The sequence below is a fragment of the Mitsuokella jalaludinii genome (genome assembly GCF_928722185.1).
GTDB classification, from domain to species: domain Bacteria; phylum Bacillota; class Negativicutes; order Selenomonadales; family Selenomonadaceae; genus Mitsuokella; species Mitsuokella jalaludinii.
The window spans coordinates 596,773-618,282 of sequence record NZ_CAKMXA010000001.1 but is presented as its reverse complement, the minus strand read 5'-3'; the positions used below and the strand labels follow the sequence as shown (position 1 = coordinate 618,282).

The 21,510-nt window shown below is 60.5% G+C and carries 21 protein-coding genes and 1 riboswitch; of the genes, 19 read left to right on the top strand and 2 right to left on the bottom strand.

Going from position 1 to position 21,510, the window contains the following annotated elements:
* Positions 1-34: 34 nt before the first annotated feature.
* The 19 genes from hisZ to QDI87_RS02715 all read left to right on the top strand — a co-directional run bounded on the left by hisZ (position 35) and on the right by QDI87_RS02715 (position 20,825).
* Complete coding sequence (gene hisZ, locus QDI87_RS02805; RefSeq protein ID WP_036375007.1) at positions 35-1,219, top strand: ATP phosphoribosyltransferase regulatory subunit; 1,185 nt, start codon at positions 35-37, stop codon at positions 1,217-1,219.
* 2 nt (positions 1,220-1,221) lie between these two features.
* On the top strand, positions 1,222-1,761 hold the full coding sequence (locus tag QDI87_RS02800; RefSeq protein WP_278521219.1) for an HDIG domain-containing metalloprotein: 540 nt from the start codon (positions 1,222-1,224) through the stop codon (positions 1,759-1,761).
* A 142-nt stretch (positions 1,762-1,903) separates the two neighbouring features.
* The gene (gene hisG / locus QDI87_RS02795) at positions 1,904-2,578 is read left to right on the top strand and encodes an ATP phosphoribosyltransferase (RefSeq protein ID WP_270529011.1); all 675 of its coding nucleotides are present in this window, start codon (positions 1,904-1,906) and stop codon (positions 2,576-2,578) included.
* Between the two features lie 61 nt (positions 2,579-2,639).
* Positions 2,640-3,983 (top strand): histidinol dehydrogenase, encoded by a 1,344-nt coding sequence (hisD, locus tag QDI87_RS02790; RefSeq protein WP_278742171.1) that lies wholly within the window; start codon positions 2,640-2,642, stop codon positions 3,981-3,983.
* Positions 3,984-4,030: 47 nt separating this feature from the next.
* On the top strand, positions 4,031-5,098 hold the full coding sequence (gene hisC / locus QDI87_RS02785) for a histidinol-phosphate transaminase (RefSeq protein ID WP_278742169.1): 1,068 nt from the start codon (positions 4,031-4,033) through the stop codon (positions 5,096-5,098).
* Entirely contained in the window at positions 5,095-5,685 is a 591-nt protein-coding gene (gene hisB, locus QDI87_RS02780) for an imidazoleglycerol-phosphate dehydratase HisB (RefSeq protein WP_005840121.1), read from the top strand. The genes hisC and hisB overlap by 4 nt, the downstream gene beginning before the upstream one ends.
* A gap of 31 nt (positions 5,686-5,716) precedes the next feature.
* Positions 5,717-6,328 carry an imidazole glycerol phosphate synthase subunit HisH gene (gene hisH, locus QDI87_RS02775; protein WP_036374994.1) on the top strand — a complete coding sequence of 204 codons (612 nt, stop codon included), beginning with the start codon at positions 5,717-5,719 and terminating at the stop codon, positions 6,326-6,328.
* A gap of 36 nt (positions 6,329-6,364) precedes the next feature.
* A complete protein-coding gene (gene hisA / locus QDI87_RS02770; RefSeq protein ID WP_278742167.1) occupies positions 6,365-7,096 on the top strand; it encodes a 1-(5-phosphoribosyl)-5-[(5-phosphoribosylamino)methylideneamino]imidazole-4-carboxamide isomerase in 732 nt (243 codons plus the stop codon).
* Positions 7,097-7,101: 5 nt separating this feature from the next.
* The gene (gene hisF, locus QDI87_RS02765; protein ID WP_036374988.1) at positions 7,102-7,860 is read left to right on the top strand and encodes an imidazole glycerol phosphate synthase subunit HisF; all 759 of its coding nucleotides are present in this window, start codon (positions 7,102-7,104) and stop codon (positions 7,858-7,860) included.
* On the top strand, positions 7,860-8,579 hold the full coding sequence (gene hisIE / locus QDI87_RS02760; protein ID WP_278742165.1) for a bifunctional phosphoribosyl-AMP cyclohydrolase/phosphoribosyl-ATP diphosphatase HisIE: 720 nt from the start codon (positions 7,860-7,862) through the stop codon (positions 8,577-8,579). Before hisF ends, hisIE begins: the two co-directional genes overlap by 1 nt.
* 121 nt (positions 8,580-8,700) lie before the next feature.
* Entirely contained in the window at positions 8,701-9,135 is a 435-nt protein-coding gene (locus tag QDI87_RS02755) for a hypothetical protein (RefSeq protein ID WP_036374982.1), read from the top strand.
* A gap of 77 nt (positions 9,136-9,212) precedes the next feature.
* Positions 9,213-9,295, top strand: a riboswitch (ZMP/ZTP riboswitch).
* A gap of 67 nt (positions 9,296-9,362) precedes the next feature.
* A complete protein-coding gene (locus QDI87_RS02750; RefSeq protein ID WP_278742163.1) occupies positions 9,363-10,568 on the top strand; it encodes an L-lactate MFS transporter in 1,206 nt (401 codons plus the stop codon).
* A 193-nt stretch (positions 10,569-10,761) separates the two neighbouring features.
* On the top strand, positions 10,762-11,163 hold the full coding sequence (locus tag QDI87_RS02745) for a methylglyoxal synthase (RefSeq protein WP_036374976.1): 402 nt from the start codon (positions 10,762-10,764) through the stop codon (positions 11,161-11,163).
* 169 nt (positions 11,164-11,332) lie between these two features.
* Complete coding sequence (locus QDI87_RS02740; protein WP_036374973.1) at positions 11,333-12,787, top strand: alanine/glycine:cation symporter family protein; 1,455 nt, start codon at positions 11,333-11,335, stop codon at positions 12,785-12,787.
* Between the two features lie 170 nt (positions 12,788-12,957).
* Positions 12,958-14,028: an ABC transporter ATP-binding protein gene (locus QDI87_RS02735; protein ID WP_278742161.1), complete on the top strand. Its 1,071-nt coding sequence runs from the start codon at positions 12,958-12,960 to the stop codon at positions 14,026-14,028.
* The gene (locus QDI87_RS02730) at positions 14,018-14,854 is read left to right on the top strand and encodes an ABC transporter permease (RefSeq protein WP_278742160.1); all 837 of its coding nucleotides are present in this window, start codon (positions 14,018-14,020) and stop codon (positions 14,852-14,854) included. Before QDI87_RS02735 ends, QDI87_RS02730 begins: the two co-directional genes overlap by 11 nt.
* Positions 14,854-15,642 (top strand): ABC transporter permease, encoded by a 789-nt coding sequence (locus QDI87_RS02725; RefSeq protein ID WP_036374967.1) that lies wholly within the window; start codon positions 14,854-14,856, stop codon positions 15,640-15,642. Before QDI87_RS02730 ends, QDI87_RS02725 begins: the two co-directional genes overlap by 1 nt.
* The gene (locus QDI87_RS02720) at positions 15,639-16,721 is read left to right on the top strand and encodes an ABC transporter substrate-binding protein (protein WP_278742159.1); all 1,083 of its coding nucleotides are present in this window, start codon (positions 15,639-15,641) and stop codon (positions 16,719-16,721) included. Before QDI87_RS02725 ends, QDI87_RS02720 begins: the two co-directional genes overlap by 4 nt.
* 126 nt (positions 16,722-16,847) lie before the next feature.
* Positions 16,848-20,825, top strand: coding sequence for a PolC-type DNA polymerase III (locus QDI87_RS02715; protein WP_278742157.1), 3,978 nt, complete (start codon positions 16,848-16,850; stop codon positions 20,823-20,825).
* A gap of 85 nt (positions 20,826-20,910) precedes the next feature.
* On the opposite strand, the gene QDI87_RS02710 is transcribed toward QDI87_RS02715, so the two are convergent.
* Together QDI87_RS02710 and QDI87_RS02705 are read right to left on the bottom strand one after the other, a co-directional pair.
* Positions 20,911-21,081 (bottom strand): hypothetical protein, encoded by a 171-nt coding sequence (locus tag QDI87_RS02710; RefSeq protein ID WP_155948053.1) that lies wholly within the window; start codon positions 21,079-21,081, stop codon positions 20,911-20,913.
* Between the two features lie 142 nt (positions 21,082-21,223).
* Positions 21,224-21,505 carry a hypothetical protein gene (locus QDI87_RS02705; RefSeq protein ID WP_278742156.1) on the bottom strand — a complete coding sequence of 94 codons (282 nt, stop codon included), beginning with the start codon at positions 21,503-21,505 and terminating at the stop codon, positions 21,224-21,226.
* Positions 21,506-21,510 lie beyond the last annotated feature (5 nt).

Genomic DNA, 21,510 nt, shown 5'->3' with positions numbered 1-21,510 from the left:
AGAAAATACCATCAAGATAAAAGGAGACAGACTAATGGACAAAGAGAGACTGACACTGGAGATCCCGTACGGCATGCGCGATTTCCTGCCGGTAGAGGCGGCAGAGAAGCGCGCCATTGAGACGGAGCTCGCTTCGCTGTTCGCCGAGTGGGGCTACGATGAGGTCGTCACACCGACGATCGAGTACCTCGACAACCTGACGCTCGGCACGAGCCGCGCACTGGAGCCGCATCTCTTCAAGCTCTTCGACAAGGACAACCGCACGCTCGCGCTGCGCCACGAGATGACGACGCCGATTGCGCGCCTCGCGGCCAGCCGCCTGCGCGACTATCCGCAGCCGCTGAAGCTCTCTTATGTCAGCAGTGCCTTCCGCTATGAGCAGACGCAGGCTGGCCGCCAGTGTGAGTTCCATCAGGCCGGCGTCGAGCTCATGGGCAGCGCGACGGCCTTTGCTGATGCCGAGGTCATCGCGCTCGCCATCCAGGGCTTGCTGCGCGCCGGCCTCACGGACTTCACGATCTGCCTCGGCCAGGTCGAGTTCGTCTCGGGCATCATGAACCAGTACCAGCTCGCCGACGAGACGAAGCAGAAGCTCCAGACGGCGCTCGAGAAGCACGACCTCGTTTCCTTCCACCGCGCGATCGAGGCGCTCGGACTTCCGGAGAAGGCCAAGAAGACGCTCGGCTATCTGCCGCTTCTGAACGGCGGCGAGGAGATGCTCAAGAAGAGCTACACGCTGGCACTCAACGAGCAGAGCCGCCGCGCACTCGACAACCTCGCGGAGATCTACCGCCTGCTGAAGTCGTACGGCGTCGAGCAGTACGTGCGCTTTGACCTCGGCATCATCCGCGATTTCAGCTACTACACGGGCATGGTCTTCGAGGCCTACACGCCGGAGCTCGGCTTCCCGCTCGCTGGCGGCGGTCGTTACGACCACCTGCTTTCGGATTTCGGCAATGCCTGCCCGGCCACGGGCTTTGCCATCGGTATCGAGCGCATCCTGCTCGCGCTGACGCGCCAGGGGCTCGAGAAGCCGGATCAGCCGAAAGACGTCTACCTCGGCTACGCGCCAGGCCGCGAGCACGACGCCATCCAGAAGGCGCAGGAACTGCGCGCAGACGGCAAGGTCGTCGAGCTCGCGCTCATGTGCCAGGATGAGGCGGATGCCCGCGAGATGCAGCAGACGAAGGGCTACGAGAGCCTCGTCTATCTCGCCTGACCATGCTGCAGCAGATGTACGGGCGCGTGCGCCAGTTCGTGCGCGCTGTCACGCAGCATATGGGGGAGGCTGACCACGCCTTTGTGCGCGCGAACTTGCCCGCGAAGGCACTGCCGCTCTTCTACGCGATGCATCCGGCCGACCAGGTCCACGCGCGCAATGTCGCCTATACGGCGCGTGCGCTCGCTGAGCGGCACGGCCTGCCAGAAGAGCAGCGCGCCTTTCTCATCCGCTGTGCGCTTTTGCATGATGTCGGCCGCCGCAAGGGGGACCTCGACATCCTCGGCAAGGTCTTTGCTGTCCTGATGATGCACTATCTGCCGCACGCCTCGGAGCGGCTCATGGAGCATGAGGGCCGTCTTGGCCACGCGCTCTACGTCTACCGTCATCATCCGGCCATCGGCGCGGCCCTGCTGCGTGAGATCGGCATGGCCGAGGAGGCCCGCATCATCGAGCGCCATCATATGGCGGATGATATGGCGGATGCAGCGGGCGACAGGCAGGTGCTCCGGCTGCTGCGCGAAGCGGACGCCAGGAATTAGGCGTTTGTGCGCACTGTGTGGATTGAGAAACATTTTGCAAAGATTTCTTGACGAATCTGGATTTTGGTGTTAACATAGGGTTCATCGAATCCTTTAGCAAGATAAAGAACGAAAATCGTAGAATCATCTCAGGAGAGGGAATATGAAAAATACCATGGATTACCTGACCATCGCCCTGCCGAAGGGCAAGCTCTTCTCGCTCTCGGCTGACCTCTTAGCCAAGGCGGGCTATACGGCGGAAGGTCTTTCGGATAAGTCGCGCAAACTCGTCATCTCGAATGAAGAGAAGAAGATTCGCTTCATCGTCTCCAAGACGGCAGATGTGCCGACGTACGTCGAGTACGGCGCGGCCGACATCGGCGTCATCGGCAAGGATGTGCTGCTGGAGTCGGGCAAGGATGTCTACGAGCTTCTAGACCTCGGCTTTGGCCGCTGCCACCTCATGATGGCGGTGCCGAAGGCCGAGAAGCGCGAGAAGCTCGTCGACTACGACCACACGCGCGTCGCGACGAAGTTCCCGCACATCGCCGAGCAGTTCTTCAACAAGCACGGCATGCAGATGGAGTACATCAAGCTCAACGGCTCAATCGAGCTCGGCCCGATCGTCGGGCTCTCTGAGAGCATCGTCGATATCGTCGAGACGGGCACGACGCTCCGGGAAAACGACCTCGAGGAGATTGCCTACATCCTCGACGCGACAGCGCGGCTCATCGTCAACCGCGTGAGTTTCAAGCTCAAGTTCGACCGCATCAGCCAGCTCACGGAAGAGCTGCGCAAGATCCTCGAGCTCGAGCAGCAGGCAAAGGCTGAGGCGTAAGCACAGCAGCAGGGATAGACAACAGCAGCAGGGATAGACAGTGGAAAGCGAGGAAGTATAGATGAAGATCGTAAAAGCCAGTGAAGTCGGAGAATATGCCATTGAGAAGATGCTGACGAAGGCATCCTTTGATGAAGTAGAGCTCAGCCCGAAAATCCGCGAGGCCAACAAGAAGACGTTTGGCCGCGATATGACGGCAGCCGAGCTCGTGCGCCAGATCGTCGGCGATGTGCGCCGCGAGGGCGACGCCGCGGTCATCCGCTACACGCGCCTCATCGACCGGGTCGACTACAAGCCCGAGGACTTTCTCGTGACGGAAGCCGAGTACGAAGCGGCTGAGAAGGCGGCAGATCCCGCCGTCGTCGAGTCGCTGCGCAAGGCGGCTGAGAACGTGCGCCGCTACCATCAGGAGCAGAAGCCGAACTCGTGGATGACGTACCGCGAGAAGGGCTCCATCCTCGGCCAGTCCATCATCCCGCTCGACCGCGTCGGCATCTACGTGCCGGGCGGCACGGCTGCCTACCCGTCATCCGTCATCATGAACGCTGTGCCGGCCTCGGTCGCCGGTGTCGGTGAGATCATCATGATGGTACCGCCGAAGAACGGCAAGATCAATCCCTACGTCCTCATCGCCGCGCGTGCGGCCGGTGTCAAGAAGATCTACAAAATCGGCGGTGCTCAGGCCATCGCTGCGATGGCCTTCGGCACGGAGACCATCCCGCGCGTCGACAAGATCACGGGCCCGGGCAACATCTTCGTCACGCTGGCCAAGAAAGAGGTCTACGGCCATGTCGACATCGACATGCTCGCAGGGCCGAGCGAGATCCTCATCGTCGCCGACAAGACGGCGGATCCTGTCTACACGGCGGCCGACATGCTGAGCCAGGCCGAGCACGACCCGCTGGCCTCGAGCATCGTCATCACGGACGATGAGGAACTCGCCGGCAAGGTCGCGAAGGAAGCCGAGAAGCAGCTCGCCGCCCTGCCGCGCCGCGAGATCGCACAGGCCTCGATTGACCGCAACGGCCTGATCGTCGTCGCCGAGGACATGATGCAGGCCATGCGCTTTGCCAATGTCTCGGCGCCGGAGCACATGGAGCTCCTGACAGAGCAGCCGTTCCAGCTGCTGCCGTACGTGCGCCATGCTGGTGCCGTCTTCCTCGGCGCTTATTCGCCGGAGCCACTCGGTGACTACTTCGCCGGCCCGAACCACGTGCTGCCGACGGGCGGCACGGCGCGCTACTACTCCGTGCTTAACGTCGAGACGTTCATGAAGCGCACGAGCATCATCTCGTACACGCAGCCGGCGCTCTCCGATGTCAGCGAGGACATCATCCGCCTCGCCGAGACGGAGGGCCTGCAGGCACATGCCAATGCCATCCGCATCCGCCGCGAGCAGAAGTGAAACGATAGATAGACAATCGATATCTGATATAGAAGGGATAGGGGACTATGCTGAATTACCGCAACGGCCTTGCCGATATGCCATCCTACGACGTCGTCGAGCGTCCCTGGGAGATCAAGATCAACGCCAATGAGTGCAATATGAGCCTGCCGCCGCTCGTCGAGGAGCGCGTCATGAACCGCCTCGGGACGGTCGCGTTCAATCGCTATCCGAATGAGCAGTACGATGACCTGCGCGACCAGATTGCGCGCAACTTCTCCATGGAGCGCGAGAACGTGCTGATCGGCAGCGGCTCGTCTGAGATCATCGAGAAGCTCTTCTACTGCTTTGGCGGCAGCCCAGAGTCTAAGATCGTCTATCCGCAGCCGTCGTTCTCGATGTACAAGATCTACGCCAAGGCGGCTGAGGCCACGGGCGTGCCCGTCGACCTCAATCCGGAGGACTATTCGCTCGACATCGACAAGTTCATCCAGACGGTCAACGAAGAGAAGGCGACGCTCGCCGTCATCTGCAATCCGAACAACCCGACGGGCAATGCCTTCACGGTCGAAGAGATCGAGAAGATTGCCTCGAATATCGACTGCGCCTTCCTCGTCGACGAGGCGTACATGGAATTCTACGGTCAGACGGCAGTGCGCCTGCTGGCAAAGTACCCGAACATGATCATTGCGCGCACCTTCTCGAAGGCGTATGGCCTCGCCTCGTGCCGCGTGGGCTACATGCTCGCCGACGCGAAGATCGTCGAGATGATCGACAAGTCCTACATGCCGTACCACATGAATGTGCTCTCGCTCGTCACGGCCGACATCTGCTACCAGATGCGCCAGGAGTTCGTGCCGCACATCCAGATCATGATCTCGGAGCGCAAGCGCATGCAGGAAGAGCTCAAGAAGCTGCCGGGCGTCAAGGTCTTCCCGTCGGAGACGAACTTCATCCTCGTCCACTACGACAAGGCGCAGGAGCTCAACGCGCTCTTCGAGTCGAAGGGCATCGGCGTGCGCCACTTCGGCGACGCGCCGGGCCTCAAGGACTGCCTGCGCATCTCGATGGGCCGCCGCGAGGAGAACGACATCTGGTACAGCTACTTCAAGGCATTCACGGAGGGGAGAGCATGAGTATCCGCACAGCGACCGTCGAGCGCAAGACGGCAGAGACGAGCGTCAAGCTCATCCTCAATCTCGATGGCAACGGCCACGGTGTCATCGACTCGGGCATCGGCTTCTTTGACCATATGCTCAACCTCATGACGGCCCACGGCCTCATGGACCTCACACTCGCCTGCGACGGCGACATCGACGTCGACGGCCATCATTCCGTCGAGGACATCGGCATCACGCTGGGGCAGGCGTTCAAGCAGGCCATCGGCGATAAGAAGGGTATCCGCCGCTACGGTACGTTCTATCTGCCGATGGACGAAGCGCTGGCTTTCGTCTCTTTAGACATCAGTGGCCGTCCGTTCCTCGTCTACGACGGCGGCGAGATGGCCCCGATGATCGGCGGCTACGATACGGAGCTCACCGAGGAATTCCTGCGGGCCTTCGCCGTCAATGCTGGCATCACCCTGCACGTCCGCGTACTCTACGGCAAGAACTCGCACCACAAGGTAGAGGCCATCTTCAAGGCCCTCGGCCACGCTTTGCGCATCGCCGTCGAGAAGGACCCGCGCGTTGACGGCATCCCGTCGACGAAGGGCTCGCTCTGAGCCCGTGCCCGATACGATAGGAGGAATATGCATGATTGCAATCATTGATTACGGTGTCGGCAATCTCTTCAGCGCCGAGAAGGCCTTTGCCGCGCTCGGCGCGGATGTCCGCGTGACGAGTGACGAGAGCACCATCCGCCAGGCCGACAAGATCGTGCTGCCGGGTGTCGGTGCCTTCGGCGACTGCATGAAGAATCTCGAAGAGAGCGGCCTCATCCCCGTGCTCAAGGAGTCTGTCGCTGCAGGAAAGCCGCTGCTCGGCATCTGTGTCGGCCTGCAGGTCCTCTTCGATGGCAGCGAGGAGAGCCCGGGGGCGAAAGGCCTCGGCCTCATCCACGGCATGGTGAAGAAGATCCAGGCGCCGGGCCTCAAAGTCCCGCACATGGGCTGGAACTCCATCAAGGTCCGCGAGCCGCGCGAGAAGCTTGACCTCTTCAAAGGCCTCTCGGACAAGCCCTACGTCTACTTCGTGCACAGCTATCACGCCGTGCCGGAGGACAAGAGCGTCATCACGGCCACGACGGAGTACGGCGAGCAGCTGACGGCCGCCGTCGCCTGCGGCAACATCCAGGCCACGCAGTTCCACCCGGAGAAATCCGGCGACGTCGGGCTCGCCATCCTGAAGAATTTTGTTGAAGGTTGAGTTGAAGGTTGAACTGAAGGTAAAAGGAGAGCCTCTATGATTATTTTCCCAGCAATCGACATCCGCGGCGGCAAGTGCGTGCGACTCTTGAAAGGCGACTTTGAGAAGGAGACGGTCTTCTCGGACAAACCAGAGGAGATGGCAAAAAAGTGGCAGGCGCAGGGCGCCGAGTTCCTGCACCTCGTCGACCTCGACGGGGCGCTTGCCGGCAAGTCGCAGAATCTCGCGACGGTCGAGAAGATCCTCGCGGCCGTCGACATCCCTGTCGAGCTCGGCGGCGGCATCCGCACGATGGAGAACATCGATGACGTCCTCGCGCTCGGCGTGCGCCGCGTCATCCTCGGCTCCGTTGCCGTGCGCGATCCGGAGCTCGTCCGCGAGGCCTGCGCGAAGTACGGCGACCGCATTGTCGTCGGCATCGACGCCAAGAACGGCATCGTCGCTGTCGACGGCTGGGGCGTCTCGGGCGATGTCGAAGCCACGGCACTCGCCAAGGAGATGAAGAAGGCCGGCGTCAAGACGATCATCTACACGGATATCTCGCGCGACGGCACGCTTTCGGGCGTCAATGTCGAAGCGACGGCCAAGCTCGCCCGAGAGAGCGGCGTCGCCATCGTCGCTTCGGGCGGCGTCAAGTCCATCGCCGACATCGAGGCGCTGAAGCCCTATGAGAAGGACGGCATCGAGGGCGTCATCGTCGGCAAGTCCATCTACATGGGGACGCTGGACCTCGCGAAGGCTATTGAAATCGCGGCGAAGGAGGACTAAAATAGATGTATACGAAACGCATTATCCCTTGTCTTGACGTCAAGGACGGGCGTGTCGTCAAGGGCACGAACTTTGTCGGACTGCGCGACGCGGGCGACCCCGTCGAGCTCGCTGCCCGTTACGACGAGGAGCGGGCGGATGAGCTCGTCTTCCTCGACATCACGGCCTCGAGCGACAACCGCGGCACGATGGTCAATGTCGCGCGCGACTGCGCCTCGAAGGTCTTCATCCCGTTCACGGTCGGCGGCGGCATCCGCACGGTCGAGGACATGCGCCGCATGCTCAAGGCCGGTGCCGACAAGACGTCGCTCAACACGGCAGCCGTAAAGAATCCGGGCCTCCTCAAGGAGGGCGCGGAAAAGTTTGGCCGCCAGTGCATGGTGCTCGCCGTCGACGCGCGCCGCGCGGGCGACCAAAAGTGGGAGGTCTACGTCAACGGCGGCCGCACGCCGACTGGCCTCGACTGCCTTGAGTGGGTCAAGAAGGCCGTCGAGCTCGGCGCCGGCGAGATCCTTCTGACGAGCATGGATGCCGACGGCACGAAGGATGGCTACGACATCGAGCTGACGCGCGCCGTCTCCGACGCCGTCAACGTGCCGGTCATTGCCTCGGGCGGCGCCGGCAAGCTCGAGCACTTCTACGACGTCCTGACCCTCGGCCATGCCGACGCCGTGCTCGCGGCATCCGTCTTCCATTACGGCCAGTTCACCGTGCGTCAGGTCAAGGAATACTTGAAATCCCGCGGAGTGGAGGTTCGATTCTAATGGCAAATGCAGAAAATACGATTGACATCTCGATGGTCAAGTTTGACGAGAAGGGCCTCGTGCCTGCTGTCGTGCAGGAGGAGAACGGCCAGGTGCTCATGCTGGCCTACATGAACGAGGAATCCCTCAAGAAGACGCTGGAGACGGGCTACACCTGGTTCTTCAGCCGCAGCCGCCAGAAGCTCTGGCAGAAGGGCGAGACGTCCGGCAACGTCCAGAAGGTCAAGGAGATCTCCTACGACTGCGACGGCGACACATTGCTCGTGCGCGTGCATCAGACGGGTGTCGCCTGCCATACGGGCACGTACACCTGCTTCAGCGGCCGCAAGCTCATGGGCGGGGAGGAGAAGGGCGTCGCCGTCGTGCCGCCGGCGAAGAAGGCGGACCTCGCCGCTGTCCTCTACGATCTCTACAACGTCATCCAGGACCGCCGCCTCAACCCGGTCGAGGGTTCCTACACGAACTACCTGTTCGACAAGGGCCAGGATAAGATCCTGAAGAAGGTCGGCGAAGAGGCCGTCGAGACGATCATCGCCTCGAAGAACAACGTGCGCAAGGAGATCCTCTATGAGATGGGCGACCTCTGGTATCACTGCCTCGTTCTGCTCGCTTACCACAACATCTCCCCGGAGGAGCTCTTCGCCGAGCTCATGGGCCGCAGGAAGGGCGCGAGCTACCACAAGTTCACCGGCAAGACCGGCGTGCGCCCAGACCTCTGATTGCGTCAGATAGCCTGCCTGTGGTATACTGGACAGAGTTTGCAAAGACCCTCGGTTTTTCCGGGGGCTTTTTTGTGGATCGGATGAGTAGATGAACCGGGAATCGAAAGGAAAACGAGAAATGACGAATGAGATGACACCAGAGCAGCGCCAGACGGGGCGCGCCCTCGCGCAGCTCCAGAAACGCATCCAGAAGATGCACGCGCTGCGCGACAAAATGAACGCGGGCCTCGCGCGCGTGACGGAGGCGAACCTCGACCTCGCGCTGACGCAGAAGAAGAACCTGCGCGCCCTCTCGGCCGAGTACGATGCGCTCGCCCAGGAAGTGCACTGTCTGCCGCCGCTCGATGCCGCTGCCGTACTCGAGGATGAGTACAACTACATCCTGACCATCGGCAACATCATCGAGACGACGCGCGAGCTCAAGAAGCGGTCCAAGATCGATGACGATGTACGTGAGAGCATCACGAGCGGCCTCGTGCAGTTCTATGAGGGCCTGCGCGGCGAACTCGCGCGTGCCGCCTATCAGAAAGAGCAGCAGCACAAGCAGCAGTAGAAAATTTTCTTTCTGTGACGTTTCTCTCTTGACGCCGCGCTGCAGAGCTCATATAATGAAGGTGTAAAAACAAAAAAGAAGCCTTGCAGGGCTGACGGATGAGTGGAATTGACCACATGTCCTGCAACGTTATGATCAGCCGACCGTCTGGGCAGGGCATCTGTTCCGGACGGTCTTTTTTGATTCTCCGCGGATGGATGCCCAAGGCAATTCTGGAGGTAGATCAAATGAGAAATCGCTGGCTTATCGCGCTGAGCGCCGTCGGGATCCACATCTCGATCGGCAGTGTCTATGCATGGAGCGTCCTGACGCGCCCCATCATGAAGGAGATGGGCTTCTCGCTCGCCGAGACGACCTGGACCTTCTCGTTGGCCATCCTGTTCCTCGGATTCTCCGCGGGCTTCCTCGGCAGCTTCGTCGAGAAGATCGGCCCGAAGAAGAGCGGCCTGATTGCCATGACGTTCTTCGGCGCGGGCATGCTCGGCACGGCTTACGCCATCTCGGCACAGAGTCTCACGCTCCTGTATCTCTTCTACGGCGTCATCGGCGGCATCGGCCTCGGTGTCGGCTACATCACGCCAGTCTCGACACTCGTCAAATACTTCCCGGATCACCGCGGCTTTGCGACGGGCCTCGCCATCATGGGCTTCGGCTTTGCGGCACTGATCGCCGGTCCTGTCATGCAGTACCTGACAGCGACGGTCGGCCTCGTCAACAACTTCCTGATCCTCGGCTGCGCCTACATGCTCATCATGGGTGCGTCTTCGCTCTATCTGAAGCCGCCGGTCCTCAAGGACAGCACGGGCAAGGTCACGCACATCCAGCAGGGTGTGACGGCCAATGAGGCGCTCAAGACGTGGCAGTTCGCCTCGCTCTGGTGGATCTTCTTCGTCAACATCACGTGCGGCATCGGCCTCCTGGCCGTTGCCTCGCCGATGGCCCAGGAAGTCATCGGCATGGATGCCGCAGCTGCCGCCTCGATGGTCGGCATCATCGGCGTCTTCAATGGCGGCGGCCGCATCGTCTGGTCGACGATCTCCGACTTCATCGGCCGCGGCCGCGTCTACATGCTCTTCTTCCTGCTCGAGGTCCTCGCGTTCTGGCAGCTCGGCCAGACGAAGGAAGCCCTCGTCTTTGAGCTCCTCGTGCTCTTGATCATCAGCTGCTATGGCGGCGGCTTCTCGTGCATGCCGGCATATCTTTCGGATATCTTTGGCACGCGCCAGCTCAGCGCCATCCACGGCCGCATCTTGACGGCCTGGGGCCTCACCGGCGTCGCCGGACCGTCCATCGTCTCGTACTTCCATGCGCAGACGGGCGGCTACACGGCTTCGCTCTACTTCTTTGCCGCCTGCTTCGTGCTCAACTTCATCATCGCCGCCGTGCTCAAGCAGTACGGCCAGCGCAAGAAGGAGACGCGCGCAGCACTCTGATACGACATTCTCAATCCCTTTTATTCCCTTTGGCTCCGGTCCCTATGGTTGGCGCGTGGCGCTAGGCATAGCGTCACGCTTGGTTGGCGTCGCCGGGGTCAGCAAATCCTGCTTCATCTCTGGATGAAGCAGGATTTTTGGTATTCTGCGGCGAATGAATAGGGAGCAAGAGTAAAGAAAGGATGATTTATCAATGAAAACGATTGCCCTGATTGCCCACGACAAGAAGAAGAGCGAGATGCTCGAGTTCGTTGGCCACCACAAGGAACTCCTCTCGAAGTTCCACCTGATCGCGACGCGCACGACAGGTACCCTGATCAACGACACCTTCGGCCTCGGCGTCGAGACGATGCTCTCCGGCCCGATGGGCGGCGACCAACAGATCGGCGCGCGCGTCGCCGTCGGCGATGTCGACTATGTCATCTTCCTGCGCGACCCGCTGACGTCCCAGCCGCACGAGCCGGACATCAACGCCCTGCTGCGCCTCTGTGACGTCCACGACGTGCCGCTCGCAACGAACCGTAAGAGCGGCCACATCCTGCTCGCCTATGCCGCTGCACATATGGAGGACAAGGAAGAGCCCGCAGCAGAATGATTTCATGCGTGTACATCTGTGTATACATAAAGGAAATCAATTGACAACGCAATCAAAAACTCCTATAATAATCCACAAAGCAATGTTGCTTGAGACATCCATCACAGCAACATTGCTTTTTCTTTTCTGGCATCATCAAACGTAACGGAAACCTGAAGGGGTGGGTATTATGGATTTATCGAAGCTGTTGGCGGATGTCAACAATTTTGTCTGGGGCCCCGTCATGCTGGTACTGCTCGTCGGCACGGGCATTTTCCTGACGGTGCGCCTGAAGTTCCTGCCGTGGCGCAATCTCGGCTATGCGATCCACATGGTCTTCTCGAAGCGCGACAAGCACGCCGGTGATATCTCGCCGTTCCAGTCACTCATGACGGCGCTGTCGGCGACAATCGGCACGGGCAACATCGTCGGTGTCGCGACGGCCATGGTCCTTGGCGGCCCGGGTGCGCTCGTCTGGATGTGGATCAGCGCGGCCTTTGGCCTCTCGACGAAGTACGGTGAGTCGGTCCTGGCCGTCAAGTACCGCGAGACGAACAGCGTCGGCGAGATGGCCGGCGGCCCGATGTACGCGATGAAGAACGGCATCAAGAACAAGTACGTCGGCCGCACGCTTGCGTTCCTGTTCTCGCTCTTTGTCGTGCTTGCCTCCTTCGGTATCGGCAACATGACGCAGGCCAACTCGATCGCGGCAGCGCTCTCGAGCAGCTACGGCATCCCGACGTGGCTCATCGGCGGCGTCATCGCAGTCATGGCGCTCAGCGTCCTCGTGCGCGGCATCCGCAGCATCGGTTTCGTCTCGAGCATCATCGTGCCGGTCATGGCCGCCTTCTACTTCCTGATCTCGATTGTCGTCATCTGCGCCAACTTTGAGGCCGTGCCATCCGGCATCGCGGAGATGTTCCGCATGGCCTTCTCGTTTGATTCTGTCGCGGGCGGCATCGGCGGTTCCATCGTCGCTTCGATGCTGACCTCCATGCGTTGGGGCGTCGCGCGCGGCGTATTCTCCAATGAGGCCGGTCTCGGCTCCGCGCCGATTGCAGCGGCTGCGGCCCGCACGGACCACGCTTCGCGCCAGGGCTATGTTAACATGACGGGCACTTTCTTCGACACGATGATCATCTGCATGCTCACGGGCCTCGTCATCGCCTCATCCGGTGTGCTCGGCACGGTCGACCCGGCGACGGGCAAGCTCGTCTCTGGCGTCCAGCTGACGATCCTCGCGTTCTCGACGGTCTTTGGCCCGTACGCGAAGCTCATCGTCTCCGTCTCGATTGCGCTCTTCGCGTTCTCGACCATCCTCGGCTGGGAGTACTATGGCGAGAAGGCGCTCGAATACCTGATCGAGAAGCGTCCAGTCATCATGGCCTACCGCGTCATCTTCTCGCTCGTGACCTTTGTCGGCGCGACGACGACGCTCGAGGTCGTCTGGAACTTCTCCGATACGATGAACGGCCTCATGATCATCCCGAACCTCATCTGCCTGCTCTGGCTCAACAAGGACATCGCGCAGGAGTGCTTCGATTACGAAGAGCACGTCGTGGCCTTTGAGAAGAAGGGCCAGCAGATCGACTACCAGGGCGCAGGTGAGGCAGCCGAGGACGAGCTCGCCAGCCAGAAGTCCTGAAGCCGTGTTTTGCGACAGGTCGTCAGCGCTTGACACAACGACAACTGAATTGTGAATTGAAACAAATGGCTCTTCTATGATAGAATAGAAGGGCCGTTTTTCGGCTTTTTATATTGCGATTTCAGTAACGCGAGCTTGTAATGCGACTGTATCAGATGGGAGAGTGAAAATTGGAGAAAGAATTGCTGAGACTCGAGCATATCGACAAATTCTATGGCAGCCGTCAGATCCTCGAGGACCTGAACCTCGTCATTCACGAAAACGAATTCCTGACGCTCTTAGGGCCGTCGGGCTGCGGCAAGACGACGACATTGCGCCTCATAGGTGGCTTTGAGCGTCCGGACAAGGGGCGCATCCTGTTCGACGGGCAGGACATCACGAAGCTGCCGCCGGAGAGGCGGCAGGTCAACACCGTCTTCCAGAAGTATTCCCTGTTCTCGAACATGGATGTGGCTGAGAACATCGCCTTCGGCCTCAAGATCAAGGGCAAGTCCGCCGCCTACATCCGCGACAAGATCAAGTATGCGCTGAAGCTCGTCAACCTCGATGGCTACGAGCATGCCGACGTCACGGCGCTCTCGGGCGGCCAGCAGCAGCGTATCGCCATCGCGCGCGCCGTCGTCAACGAGCCGAAGGTCCTGCTGCTCGACGAGCCGCTCTCAGCGCTCGACCTCAAACTGCGCCAGAGCATGCAGCGCGAGCTCGTCAAGATCAAGCGCGAGCTCGGCATCACCTTCGTCTTCGTCACGCACGACCAGGAAGAGGCCCTCTCGATGTCGGACACGGTCGTCGTCATGAACCAGGGTTGGGTCCAGCAGATCGGCACGCCGGAGAGTGTCTACAATGAGCCGGAGAACGCCTTTGTCGCAGACTTCATCGGTGACAGCAACATCATCGACGGCATCATGGTGCGCGACAAGCTTGTCCATCTCCTGGGCAAGGACATCCCGTGCATCAACACGGGCTTTGGCGAGAATGTCCCTGTCGATGTCCAGATCCGTCCGGAAGACATCCAGATCTGTGCGCCGGAGGACGGCCAGTACCGCGGCACCATCCGCTCTGTCGTATTCAAGGGCACGGTCTACGACATCACGATCGAGGCGGGCGGCTTCTCGTGGCTTGTCCAGACAATCACGGGCCACGAGCAGGGCAGGGAAGTCGGCATCTGCCTGGCACCGGCGAACATTCAGATCATGGCCAAGCCTGCTTCGGAAGATGAGGAGGCGGCGCATGATGCATGACAGCAAAAGCATTGCGCGGCTGTTTGCAGCGCCGTTCACGGTCTGGGCCGTCCTTTTCATCGTGCTTCCGCTCTTCTTCGTCCTCTATCACGGCCTGACGGATGGGGAAGGGGCCTTCACGCTCGCGAACCTCTGGGAGGCCGTGCAGATGGAGTATCTCAGGGCGCTCGGCCTCTCGGTGGAGCTCGCACTCGTCAGCACCGTCATCTGCCTCGTGCTCGCCTATCCACTCTGCATGATCCTGCAGGAGATCAAGCGCGGCCGCATGGTCCTGATCTTCCTCTTGTTCCTGCTGCCGCTCTGGATGAACTCGCTCCTGACGACGATGGCCTGGCAGACCATCCTCGAGAAGAACGGCATCATCAACATGGTGCTGCACGCGCTCGCGCTGCCGGAGGTCACGCTCATCAACACGCCGCTGGCCATCGTCATCGGCATGGTCTACAACTTCCTGCCGTACATGGTGCTGCCGCTCTACGTCTCGCTCTCGCACATCGACAAGAGCATCATCGAAGCGGCGCACGACCTCGGCGCGGGCCGCTGGCAGACCTTCCGCCGCATCGTCTTCCCGCTGTCGCTGCCCGGCGTCATCAGCGGCTGCACGATGGTCTTCATCCCCGCGCTGACAACCTTCGTCATCAGTGCGCTCCTCGGCGGCAACAAGATCCTCTTGATCGGCAACATCATCGAGCAGGAGTTCACGGCCGCCTATGACTGGCAGCTCGGCAGCGCCCTCTCGATGATCCTCATGGTCTTCATCATCCTCAATATTGTGGTAGAAGCCTTTTCGGAGCGCAATGCGAAGGAGCAGGAGGTGGATTCGTGATGGCAAAGCTCAAGAAAATCTATCTCGGCATCATCATCGTCTTCCTCTACGCGCCAATCCTTGTCCTCATCGCGCAGTCGTTCAATGCGAGCCGCTACCGCGGCCAGTGGACGGGCTTCACCCTGCAGTGGTACGAGAAGCTCTTCACGAGCGAGGACATCATTGAGGCATTCCTCAACACATTGACGATCGGCCTGACGGCTGCGTTCTTCGCGACGCTACTCGGGCTCATCACGGCGCTTGCCATCCGCAATTTCTCGAAGAAGAGCCAGCTCGTCTTCCGCGGCCTCGCGAATGTGCCGCTCCTCAACGCCGACATCGTCACGGGCATCTCGCTGATGCTGCTGTTTCTCGGCCTCGGCCTGCGCCTCGGCTACGACACGATCCTCATGGCGCACGTCGTCATCAACCTGCCCTACGCGATGCTCTGCATTCTGCCGCAGGTCATGGGACTCGACCACGTCTGCTACGAGGCCGCGCTAGATCTCGGCGCGACACCTTTCCAGGCCTTCCGCAAGGTCATCCTGCCGGAACTGCGCCCCGGCATCGCCGCGGCCTTCCTGCTGTCATTTGCCATGTCGGCCGACGATTTCATCGTGACGTACTTCACGAAGGGCGCGGGCATCGACACCTTGACGACAGCCATCTACGCGCAGCTCAAGCTCGGCATCCATCCCGAGATGTACGCGCTCTCCACACTGTTCTTCCTCGGCGTCATCGCCTTTGTGGCACTGCTCATGGTCAACTGGCGCCTGCTGAAACGCCGCCAGGGAAAGGAGTGGGTATGATGAAGAAACTATCGGCTCTATTATTGCTCCTGTGTTTCATGACGGCCTTCCTAACGGCTGGCTGCGACAGCCTGGCCGAGGAGGAAGAGGAGGGGGATGACACGCTCTACATCTACAGCTGGGGCGACTACCTCGACCCGGACGTCATCGCGCAGTTCGAGGAGGAGACGGGCATCCACGTCGTGCTCGACGAGTTCGACACGAATGAGAGCATGTACCCGCGCGTCAAGGAGGGAGCGACGAATTACGACCTCATCTGCCCGTCGGACTACATGATCCAGAAGATGGCCGAGAACGACCTCTTGCAGCCGCTCGACTACGACCAGCTGCCGAATGCCAAGAAGTACATCGGCGAGGATTTCCTCAAGCAGGCTGAGTCGTACGACCCGGGCAACCGCCATTCTATCCCGTACTGCTGGGGAACGGTCGGCCTCATGTACAACAAGAAGCTCGTGCACGGCGATGTCGACAGTTGGTCTGTTCTCTTTGACCCGGCCTACAAGGACGAGATCCTCATGCAGGATTCCGCGCGCGATGCCTTCATGATTCCGCTGCGCCTCATGGGCGATTCCATGAACACGAAGGACTCGAAGGAACTTGAGGCGGCGCGCGACATGCTGATCGCGCAGAAGCCGCTCGTCCAGGCCTACGGCGTCGACGACATCCGCGACAAGCTCGCCTCGGGCGAGGCCGCGCTCGGCGTCATCTACTCGGGTGAGGCCATCAACCTGCTCAAGGCCAATCCGGACCTCGCGTTCTGCCCGGCGCCCAAGGAGGGCACGAACCTCTGGATGGACGGCTGGGTCATTCCGAAGCAGGCCAAGCATGTCGAGAATGCCCATAAGTTCATCGACTTCCTCTGCCGCCCGGACATCGCCGCGAAGAACTTCGAGGCACTCGGCTACTCCACGCCGAACACTGCCGTCCAGGCGCTCGTCGAGGACGACATGGACGAGGACGAAATAGAGATTGCCTTCCCTGACCCCGCGGTCTACCGCGGTCAGGAGACGTACCAGTATCTCGGCGAAGCCATCGACAAGCTCTACACCAAGCTCTGGCTCCAGGTCAAGGTTGAATAAAGTCGAATGGCGAGAACTGCCTATTGCAGTCTCCCGCCGTATCCCATATAATATAGGGTAGCAGAATCAAATGCCGGCACTTTGTGCCGGTTTTCTATATCTATACATGCGAAAGGATGGCAGCAGATGCAGAAATTCCGGATTGTTCCGAGTCGGAAGAATATGTTCTGGCAGCTCGTGCAGGGCATGCGGCTGGAAGAGGGGGATAAGGCACTCCTGCGCGAGGCCACGATCCGCCACGTCGAGGTCTGCACGCGCACAAACAGCTGGGAGATCGCGCTGAGCACGCAGACGTTGCTGCCGGAAGCACTGCTCGAATCGGCAGCCGACCAGATCGCCAAGAAGTGCCAGCTCGACGCTGTCGTCTTCTACCAGGATGTCGTCAACATCGAGGACGCTCTCGCGAAGATCTGGCCAAGGCTTGTCTACGAGACGGCGGAGGGCAATCCGACGGTCTACGAGCTCCTGAAGCGCTCGAAATACACGGTTGACGGCAGCCACATCCTCATCGATGTGCCGGGCGAGCTCGGCGGCGAGATCATGCGCGCGCATTCCGTCACGCAGGTCATGAGCCAGATCATCGAGAAGACGGTCGGATACCGCTGCCACGTCGAGTGCGAGGCCAGCGAGGAAGTGCTGCAGAATCTCGAGGTCGACGACAGTTTCCAGAATCCCGATTACATCGAGGCACTGCAGCACGAGAAGGCCCGCCGCGCCAAGGAAGCCCGCGCTGCTGAAGAAGCGGCAGAGCGCTCCGCAGGCGAAGTGGAGGAGGGCGGCATTCCTGCGCCGGCCTTTGCCCGCACAGCGAGCACGGCAGACGAGCGCGCACCGCTTTCGCGCTATGAAGCGGCCGCTCCCGCCCATGAAGTTGCTGCGTCTAAGGCGGCTGCGCCGAAGCCTGCGAAGAAGACGGTGAAGCCTGCGGATCATACGGCCCACGAGAGTGAGCTGGTCGTCGTGCAGGACAGGGGCAATCTCATCTTTGGCCGCGGCGTCTCGGGTGCGCTGCATAAGATCACCGAACTCGTCGGCGAGATCAAGAGTGTCGTCGTCGAGGGCACGATTGGCGAGGGCCCTGGGTCGGGCATCCGCCTGCTCGAGTTCAAGTCGGGCACGAAGCTTCTGACTTTCTGCATCTCCGACGAGACGGACGGCATCGCCTGCAAGAAGTTCTTCACGAAGGGACGCCGCCGCAAGAGCGGCGAACCGGAGCCCGACTGCGACGAGGTCATGGCCGCACTCAAGGAAGGCATGGCCGTGCGCGTGCAGGGCTCCGTGCGCTTCGACACTTTCATGAACGAGTACGTGCTCTTCGTCAACAGCCTCGCCAAGAAGGAGAAGAAGAGCCGCGAGGACCACGCCGAGGTCAAGCGCGTCGAGCTCCACGCGCACACGACGATGAGCAGCATGGACGCCGTCGTCTCCGTCAAGGACCTCATCAAGACGGCCGACCGCTGGGGCTGGCCCGCCGTCGCGGTCACGGACCACGGCGTCGTGCAGGCATTCCCGGATGCCGCCAAGGCCCTGAGCAGCTGCAAGAGCGACCTCAAGGTCATCTACGGCATGGAGGGCTATCTCGTGCAGCAGGACCATTTGCAGAAGCGTGCGAACCACATCATCATGCTCGCGAAGAATCCCAACGGCCTGCGCAATCTCTACCAGCTCGTCTCGCTCGCGCATCTGCGCTACTTCCACCGCCAGCCGCGCCTGCCGAAGCACATCATCGAGGAGTACAGGAGCGGCCTGCTCATCGGCTCCGCCTGCGAGGCCGGCGAGCTCATCCGCGCCATCGAGGAGCAGCGCACGGACGAGGAGCTCATGGAGATTGCCTCATTCTACGATTACCTCGAGATCCAGCCCATCCACAACAACGACTTCCTCAAGCGCAGCGACAAGTACCCCGCAATCCAGACGGATGACGACCTCATCCAGATCAACCTCAAGGTCGCCGAGATTGCGGGGAAGCTCGGCAAGCCGCTCGTCGCAACGTGTGACGTCCACTTCCTCAATCCGGAGGACAGCATCTACCGCGCCATCCTCATGAAGGGCAAGGGCTTCGATGATGCCGAGCTGCAGCCGCCACTCTACCTGCGCACGACGGATGAGATGCTCCAGGAGTTCTCATACCTCGGCGAGGAAGCGGCCTATGAAGCTGTCGTGACGAATCCGCGCAAGATCGCCGATCAGATCGAGCGCTTCAAGCCGATCCCGGATGATCTCTACTCGCCGCAGATCCCGGGCGCTGACGAGGAAATCCGCGAGATGTCCTACAAGAAGGCGCGCGAGCTCTACGGCGAGAATCTGCCGAAAATCGTCGAGGACCGCCTCAAGCAGGAGCTCAAGCCCATCATCGGCCATGGCTTCTCGGTGCTCTACCTCATCGCACAGCGCCTCGTCAAGAAGTCGAACGACGACGGCTACCTCGTCGGCTCGCGCGGTTCGGTCGGCTCGTCCTTCATCGCTACGATGACGGGCATCACCGAGGTCAACCCGCTGCCGCCGCACTGGCGCTGCCCGCACTGCCAGTACAGCAAATTCATCACCGACGGCTCCTACGGCTGCGGCTACGACCTGCCGGACAAGGTCTGCCCGGTCTGCGGCACGCCGCTGATCAAGGACGGCCACGACATCCCGTTCGCCGTATTCCTCGGCTTCGACGGCGACAAGGTCCCGGACATCGACCTGAACTTCTCCGGTGCCTATCAGCCCGTTGCCCACAAGTACACAGAGATCCTCTTCGGCAAGGACAACGTCTACCGCGCCGGCTCCATCCAGACCGTCGCCGACAAGACGGCCTTCGGCTACGTCAAGAAATTCTACGAGGAGAAGGGCGTCAAGAAGCACATCTCCTACATCGACAAGATGGCCCATGGCTGCATGGGCGTCAAGTCGACGACGGGCCAGCATCCGGCCGGCATCATGGTCGTGCCGCGCAACATGGACGTCCACTTCTTCACGCCAATCCAGCATCCGGCCAACGACATGAACTGCGGCACAATCACGACGCATTTCGATTACCACTCAATCAGCAGCCGTCTCGTCAAGCTCGACATCCTCGGCCACGATGATCCGACCGTCATCAAGATGCTCGAAGACCTCACGCACCGCGACCCGAAGACCATCCCGTTCGACGATGAGGCCACAATGTCTATCTTCAACTCGACGACGGCCCTCGGCGTCACGCCGGAGGAACTCGGCGCGACGAGCGGCACCTTCGGCATCCCTGAGTTCCGCACGCCGTTCACGCGCCAGATGATCGACGACACACAGCCCGATGTCTTCTCGGACCTCGTGCGCATCTCGGGCTTCTCGCACGGCACGGACGTCTGGCTCGGCAATGCACAGGACCTCATCAGGAGCGGCCAGTGCACGATCAAGAACGCCATCTCTGCGCGCGACGACATCATGATGTACCTCATCCACAACGGCATCGACCCATTGCTTTCCTTCAAGACGATGGAGAAAGTCCGCAAGGGCAAGGGCATCGCGGAGGATGTCGTCGAGATCCTCAGGAAGGGCGGCATCCCCGAGTGGTTCATTGAGTCGTGCCAGAAGATCAAGTACCTCTTCCCGCGCGCCCATGCGACGGCTTACGTCATGATGGCCTACCGCATTGCCTACTGCAAAGTCCATTACCCGCTCGCCTACTATGCGGCATACTTCTCCATCCGCGCGGCCGAATTCGACGCCAATGTCGTCGCGCGCGGCAAGGACTACGTCGGCCAGCAGATCAAGGAGCTCGAGGCCATCGGCAAGGAGAAGAAGCTCGACGCCAAGCAGAACGCCACGCTCATCGTCCTCCAGCTCGCCTGGGAGATGTACCTGCGCGGCTATTCCTGTGAGCGCGTCGACCTCTACCGCTCCGGCGCCGACAAGTTCATCATTGACGGCAACGCACTCTTGCCGCCGATTGCGGCTCTCGCCGGCATGGGCCAGAAGGCCGCCCAGGGCATCGTCGAGGCGCGCAAGGACGGTTCCTTCACCTCTATCGAAGACCTGCGCCGCCGCTCGGGCATCTCCAAGACAAATATCGAGATCCTGCGCAGCCACGGCTGTCTCGACGGCATGAGTGAGAGCGACCAGATCGCGCTGTTCAGCTGATGCAGGCACAGCAAAAAGCGGACCACATACTCAATCGAGCATGTGGTCCGCTTTTTGTCGTCGCTTGTCTATCGATGCCTGTCGGTCAGTTCTTGTCGAGCAAGTCGAAATCCGCCGCCTTTACATCGCGCAGGTCAGCAGGATCTACGTTGGAGTAGACACCGGGACGAATTTCGAACTGCTTCAGATTGTCCGCATTCTCCGCCAGGATATCCTGCGTATAGCTCTTCACGTGATTGAACCAGAGATCCATCATAAGTATCGCTCCCTTTTTATTATCATTGTTTATGAATATCAACAAACTCTATTTACGTACATTATGACATGGATTTCGGGATCTGTGAAATACTTCCTTTTTATGGTAAATAGTATTTTACTATGAAGCTAAACTATAGAAATCATTTCCTGAGGCGCTTCCAGCCGAGGTAGAGGTGGCTGGCGAAGAAGAAGGCCATGCCGATGAGGAAGAGGGCGGCGGCGATGGGCGTGGTGACGCGCTGCCAGGCGGCTTCGCCGTATGTCATGATGCCGGCAGCGTTCATGAGCAGCAGGAAGAAGAAGGCCTTGAGGCGGTAGAGGCGCTTGAGTCGTCCGAGGCGCTGCAGGGCGAGGGTGAAGATGGAGAAGCCGAACGTCTGGATGAGCGCGTAGGCGAAGGTGTGGGCGATGGTCAATATCATGGGAA